The organism is Chryseobacterium sp. VD8, assembly GCF_037149975.1.
Taxonomy (GTDB): domain Bacteria; phylum Bacteroidota; class Bacteroidia; order Flavobacteriales; family Weeksellaceae; genus Chryseobacterium; species Chryseobacterium indicum.
On the sequence record NZ_JBBCQL010000028.1, the window covers coordinates 22,819 to 29,510 of the forward strand.

Consider the following 6,692-nt stretch of genomic DNA (forward strand, 5'->3'; position numbering starts at 1 on the left):
ATGGGAAATTTAGCAACTCTTGATATCATCATATTTCTTATCTATTTTGTGGTGGTTGCAGGCTACGGAATCTGGATCTATAAAAAGAAAAAATCTGCGGCGTCAGGAAGTAAAGACTATTTTCTGGCAGAAGGTTCATTGACTTGGTGGGCGATTGGGGCGAGTTTAATTGCTTCCAATATTTCTGCAGAACAATTTATCGGGATGTCCGGTGAAGGATTTTTTGTGGGAATTGCTGTAGCTGCTTATGAATGGATTGCGGCAATTGCATTGATTATTATTGCAGTATGGTTCATTCCGATTTATCTTAAAAACAAGATTTACACGATGCCACAATTTCTGGAAACCCGTTACAACAAATCGGTTTCCCTGATTATGGCTGTGTTCTGGCTCTTTTTATATGTTATTGTCAATTTAACTTCCATCCTTTATTTAGGTGCTTTGGCAATAGATACATTGCTGGGAGGCGACAATCTTCACATCATCATGATCGGATTGCTTTTAATGGCATTATTAATTGGTCTTGGCGGAATGAAGGTAATCGGTTACACAGATGTAATTCAGGTGGCGGTTTTAATTATCGGAGGTTTTGCCACCGTTTATATGGCACTTCAGATTGTTGATCAGAGAATCAACGGGGCGGCAGTCGGGAATGCTTTAACAGGTTTTCAAACATTGATGAATGAAGCTCCGCAACACTTTAAACTGATGCTTGAGAAGCCGGTGAAGACTACCACCACTTTGGCAATGCCGGAAAATCTGGATGTTCAGAAATATGTGGTTTTACCGGGGTTGGCGATGTATTTCGCAGGACAATGGATTGTAAACCTGAATTATTGGGGCTGTAATCAATACATCACCCAAAGAGCGTTGGGAGCTGATCTGAAAACAGCAAGAACCGGAATTTTATTCGCAGGATTCTTAAAATTATTTATGCCGATTATCGTAATGCTTCCGGGAATTGCGGCATACGTTTTGTATTCAAAAGGGCATTTAACTGGCTTTAATGGCGTAAAAGATGGTGCTTATTCTGCAATCTTAGGATTTCTGCCGGTTGGTCTGAAAGGTCTTGCTGTAGCGGCTTTAACGGCGGCAATCGTTGCTTCTTTGGCAGGAAAAGTAAACAGTATTTCAACGATCTTTACATTAGACATTTACAAGAAATATTTAAAAGCTGATGCAACGGAAATTCAGATGGTGAGAACCGGAAGATGGGCGATTATCATCGCGATGTTTGTGGCTTTGGCATTTACATGGACCGATGTTTTAGGAATCGGCGGTGAAGGAGGATTTACCTTCATTCAGAAATATACAGGGTTTATAAGTCCGGGAGTTTTTGCCATGTTCCTTTTGGGGATGTTCTGGAAAAGAACGACCGGAACTGCAGCTCTGGTGGGGGTAATTTTAGGATTTGTTCTGGCTATTTTCTTCAACAGTTTTGCAGTCGATATTTTTGGGAAAGAAACCTGGTTATATACTGCTTTCACCTATGAAAAACTGGAAAACGGAGTAGTGCATACCATTACAGAAATTCCGTTTTTAATTAATATGGGATGGTCTTTCGTGATCACCATTGCAGCTATGGTTCTCATCAGTCTTGCAGGACCGAAAGTGAATCCGAAAGCATTCGCAATCGATGCAACAAGGTTTCGGGTAGACAACAGAACATTGGTTTTAATCGTTGTAACGTTATTACTGCTCACTGCACTTTATGTGAGATTCTGGTAAAATGTAATCATGATAAAATAAAGGCAGGATTCCGTTTTGGAGTCCTGTTTTTGTTTAATTTTAATTCTGTATATAAAAAAACAATGGAAGATTTTAATGAATTGATACAAACATATTTTGGACCGCTGAATGCTCACGAACTCTCTGTTATTCAGTCTTATTTCAGAAAAGAACAATTAGCGAAAAATGAAATATTTACAGGTTCAGGCGAAATTTGTAACAGATTAAGCGTGGTGAAATCCGGTATTTTGCGTGTTTTCGCTTTATCGGAAGACGGAAAAGAGATTACACAGTGGCTTTCCGTAAAAGGTTTTTTCGTTACCGATGTGATGGGATTTTTCTTTAATCAGCACAATCGATGGACAATACAGGCATTTACCGAAGCTGAATTACTTACCATTTCTAAAACAGATTACTTAAAACTGTGCAGGGAATTCCCCAAATGGGCTGAAATTGAGAAAAGATTTATGATTAAGTGTTTTGGAATGATGGAAGACCGGATTTTTTCTCATCTATCCATGACAGCGGAAGAAAGGTACAACCGGTATTTTGAGCAGAACAGAGAATTATTTCATCAAGTTCCGCTGCAATATATTGCTTCGGTTTTGGGAATGACGCCCGAAACGTTCAGCAGAATCAGGAAACGGCAGGCAGAAAATTCTTGATTTTTATCAAGAGAACCTATTTTCTGTTGTCAGACATTTGTAAGATAAATCTCAGACAATGAAAAATCTCTTGCAGCTCGAAGAATTGGGACAATTTGGTTTAGCCGTTTTCCTGTTTACACAGTTAGAATTTCAGGGGTGGCTTTTTCCGCTTTGCCTTTTGCTTCCGGATGTTTCCATGGTCGGCTACTTAATCAATCCAAAAATCGGAGCCCGAATCTACAATTTTTTTCATCATAAACTGCTTGCAATCCTTTTTTTGATTCTCGGATTTTGGCTTAAAGTTTCTATCGTAGAATTTGCCGGAATTATTTTATTCGCACACTCTGCAATGGACAGGATTTTCGGATACGGATTGAAATTTGAAGACGATTTCAAACATACCCATCTGGGTTCAATAGGAAAGAAATAAACCGTTTAAATCTTAAACATAAACCCTTCCGCAAGCTTTTTCTGATATTTTTCTTCATCAAAACGATACAGAAAAGACCCTTTTTTTGAAGAAGTCATATCTTTACCCTCCGTTTTCACAAGAATATCCAGCGCATTAATTTTGCTGATGAAGTTCCGCTTGTCGAACTGTTCATTAAAAATCGCCTCGTAAAGATTCTGCAGATCTTTCATCGTGAATTTTTCTGGCAGAAGCTCGAAACCGATGGGTCTTGTGGAAGCTCTTCTGCGCAGTCTCAGAACGGCATCCTTTACCATTTCGTTATGGTCAAAAATCAGACTTGGAAAATCCTGAAGATCAAACCATTTTGCGCTGTATTTTTCATTGATCTGGATATTCTTTTCAATATTAATCAGCGCATAATAGGAAATTGAAATAATTCTTGCTGTAGGTTCACGGTCAATCCGCGTATAAGAATTCAGCTGTTCCAGATAAATATTTTCCAGTCCTGTGAGAGTATTCAGAACACGTTGCGCTGCTTCATCGGATGTTTCTTCGTCTCCTATAAATCCACCCATTAACGACCATTCTCCCATTTTAGGCTCAAAATTCCTTTGTACCAGAAGAATTTTAAGATTTTCGCCGTCGAACCCGAAAATAATGCAGTCTACAGCTACCAGATGTCGCGGAAAATGAGAATAGTCTTGTGTCATCGATTATATTTTTATGCAAAGTTAATGCTTTTAGCCTTTGATTTTACTGTCGGATCAATATAAATGTATTTTACACACTTTATTTTACTTTTTATTTTGAATTTCTCAGGATTCCATCATCTTCCTTGTCATTTTGGGAGCAGTTTCTACCTTCGAAACTTACATTTTATTCATCTAAAACATTAAAAACAGATGAACTTAATGTTAAAAATATGTTAAAATTAATTTTTCTTTCATTTTAAATTTACCCTGAAACTCATATCAGGGCTTAGTCTTAAAAATACGATAAGCTATTAATATAAAATATCAGCGTTCATACTGTATATTCCGTATTCATTTTTTATACACGTAATTTCGCTGTATGGTTCTGATTATCGCTATTTTTCATAATCTTAATTTTTATGATAAGCTCCTGTTGTTTTTAGTTTTTTTCTAAGACTTTAAAATAGACTTTTTTTTGATTTCAGTGGCTCATTCTGCAAAATTCTTTGTCATATTGATTCTTTCTTTTATTTTTAGAAATGTTGAATAGACATTTATTAATGAATAAAAAATCGCTGATAGTATTTTTAGGTTTAAGCACATTTGCTTTTGGGCAGGTGAACAAAACAGTCGGCTATTTTCCGCTGAACAAAGTCGCTTTGTCTGAAAGTATTTTCAGCAGGGCAATGCAGACGGATAAAAATTACATAATGTCGATGGATGCCGACCGTTTGTTGGCTCCCTATTTAAAAGAGGCAGGACTTAATCCTAAAAAACAGAATTATCCTAACTGGGAAAATACAGGATTGGATGGTCATATTGGCGGACATTACATTTCTGCTTTGGCTTTAATGTATGCTTCTACAGGCGATGCAAAAGTAAAACAGCGACTGGATTATATGATCGACGAGTTGGAACGTTGCCAGAATCTTTCAGGAAACGGTTACATTTCCGGCATTCCGGATGGCAAAAAAATCTGGAAAGAAATCTCGGACGGCAATATTCGTGCATCTGCTTTCGGACTGAACGACCGTTGGGTTCCTTTATATAATATTCACAAAATATATTCCGGTTTGCGGGATGCGTATTGGTATGCAGACAGCGAAAAAGCAAAAAAAATGCTCATTAAGCTTACCAACTGGATGGCAGATGAAGTTTCCAAACTTTCCGATGAGCAGATTCAGGAGATGCTGAAAAGTGAGCACGGCGGTTTGAACGAAGTGTTTGCCGATGTTTACGATATTACCAAAAATGAAAAATATCTTAAGTTAGCACACCGATTCTCACATCAGGCGATTTTAAATCCATTATTGATTCACGAAGATAAACTGACGGGAATTCACGCCAATACGCAGATCCCGAAAGTAATCGGTTTCAAGAGAATTGCAGATCTGGAGCATAATAAAGAGTGGAGGAGTGCCGCAGATTTTTTCTGGACTAATGTTACCCAAAAACGTTCAGCCATTATCGGCGGAAACAGTGTAAGCGAACATTTCAATCCTACCGGAGATTTCAGCGGGATGATTAAAAGTATTGAAGGTCCCGAAACCTGTAATACGTACAACATGCTGAAGCTGACCAAAGAGCTTTTTGCCACCAATCCGAAATCATCATATCTGGATTATTACGAAAGAGCTTTATACAATCACATACTTTCCACCCAAAATTCTGGTAAAGGAGGTTTTGTGTACTTTACGCCAATGCGTCCCGGTCATTACAGAGTATATTCCCAGCCGCAAACCAGTTTCTGGTGCTGCGTAGGTTCGGGAATGGAAAATCACGCCAAATATGGTGAAATGATTTATGCACATTCTGATAGCGATTTGTACGTGAATCTTTTTATTCCGTCTGTTTTAAAATGGTCAGAAAAAAAAATGGTCATAAGACAGGAAAATAATTTTCCGCAGGAACCTTCCACAAAATTGATCTTTGATCTTGCTCCAAAAACTGAAGTCAATTTAAAATTAAGAGCACCTGAATGGACGGATGTCTCACAGATAACAGTTTCCGTGAATTCTAAAAAGATCAGTACTTCTGTAGATTCCGAAGGTTATATCAATATTAAAAGAAAATGGAAAAAAGACGATGTGATTGAGATGAAAATGCCAATGCATTTGTCTGCAGAACAGCTTCCGGACAATTCCGATTATTATGCATTCAGATACGGACCCATTGTTCTGGCAGCAAAATATGGCAAAGAAAATCAGACAGGGCTCTTTGCCGACGACAGCCGCGGCGGACATATTGCACACGGACCGCAGATTCCTCTAAACGACATTCCTGCAATTTTAGGATCTTCAGCAACGGTTTTGAATCATCTTCAGCCTGTTAATGAGAAAGATTTAAAATTTAAGATTAGCGGACTTTATCCTCAGAATAAATTCAGTAACGGATTGGAGCTTGTTCCGTTTTACCAGATTCAGGAAGAACGTTACATCATTTATTTTCCACAGGCAACCCAGGATAAAATCGAAATGATTCAGAAACAGAAAGCTAAAGAAGAAGCGGAAATTCGAAAACAGGATAATATTACGACCGATAAAATCCAACTCGGCGAGCAACAGCCGGAATCTGACCACTTTTTCGACAGCAAAGATTCCAACACCGGATATATGGAAGACCGCCATTTCCGTGAGGCAAAAGGTTGGTTCAGTTATCAGATGAAAAACAAGGAGAAGAATGCAAAATTTCTTTACATCACGTACTTTGACGCCAATAATAACCGTACGTTGAATGCAGAAATTAACGGAATCAAAACGTATTCTAAAAATTTCGAAGGAAAAATGGGCGGTTCTCCACAAACTTTACTCATTCCGATTCCTGAATCTGAAATCCGTAAAGAAATTTTGAACATCAAGTTTAATTCGGGTGAAAAATCATTAACGCCGAAAATCATCGAAGTAAGATTACTGAATCAAACGCCGGATAAAAACTAAAAACAACTGCAGAATTAAATCTGCTCCAAAGGAGCAATATCTGTGTAGAAATACAATTGACCGAAGAAAACAGAACTCCGTAGGAGTTCAATCTAAAAAAGAACAAATTTGCAATTAGCGTTTAAAGTATAAAAAATTATGAACCATAAAAATATTACCAGAACGATTACCTTAATGCTTTGCATATTCTGCAATATGCTTTTTCAGGCAAAGGTTACGCTTCCCAACTTAGTTTCAGACGGAATGGTGTTGCAGAGAAATCAAAAACTGAATATTT

At 37.8% G+C, this 6,692-nt stretch carries 5 protein-coding genes; 4 read left to right on the forward strand and 1 reads right to left on the reverse strand.

The window, feature by feature from the left end:
* The 3 genes from WFK35_RS05275 (at position 1) to WFK35_RS05285 (ending at position 2,805) form a co-directional block, all read left to right on the forward strand.
* Positions 1-1,728, forward strand: coding sequence for a sodium:solute symporter family transporter (locus WFK35_RS05275; RefSeq protein ID WP_336731693.1), 1,728 nt, complete (start codon positions 1-3; stop codon positions 1,726-1,728).
* An 83-nt stretch (positions 1,729-1,811) separates the two neighbouring features.
* The gene (locus WFK35_RS05280) at positions 1,812-2,393 is read left to right on the forward strand and encodes a Crp/Fnr family transcriptional regulator (protein WP_336731694.1); all 582 of its coding nucleotides are present in this window, start codon (positions 1,812-1,814) and stop codon (positions 2,391-2,393) included.
* Between the two features lie 58 nt (positions 2,394-2,451).
* Positions 2,452-2,805 carry a DUF4260 domain-containing protein gene (locus tag WFK35_RS05285; RefSeq protein ID WP_336731695.1) on the forward strand — a complete coding sequence of 118 codons (354 nt, stop codon included), beginning with the start codon at positions 2,452-2,454 and terminating at the stop codon, positions 2,803-2,805.
* A 5-nt stretch (positions 2,806-2,810) separates the two neighbouring features.
* On the opposite strand, the gene WFK35_RS05290 is transcribed toward WFK35_RS05285, so the two are convergent.
* Entirely contained in the window at positions 2,811-3,497 is a 687-nt protein-coding gene (locus WFK35_RS05290) for an NUDIX hydrolase (protein ID WP_336731698.1), read from the reverse strand.
* Between the two features lie 542 nt (positions 3,498-4,039).
* Here WFK35_RS05290 and WFK35_RS05295 point away from each other — a divergent pair.
* Positions 4,040-6,415, forward strand: a complete 2,376-nt coding sequence (locus WFK35_RS05295; RefSeq protein ID WP_336731700.1) for a glycoside hydrolase family 127 protein — start codon at positions 4,040-4,042, stop codon at positions 6,413-6,415.
* Positions 6,416-6,692 lie beyond the last annotated feature (277 nt).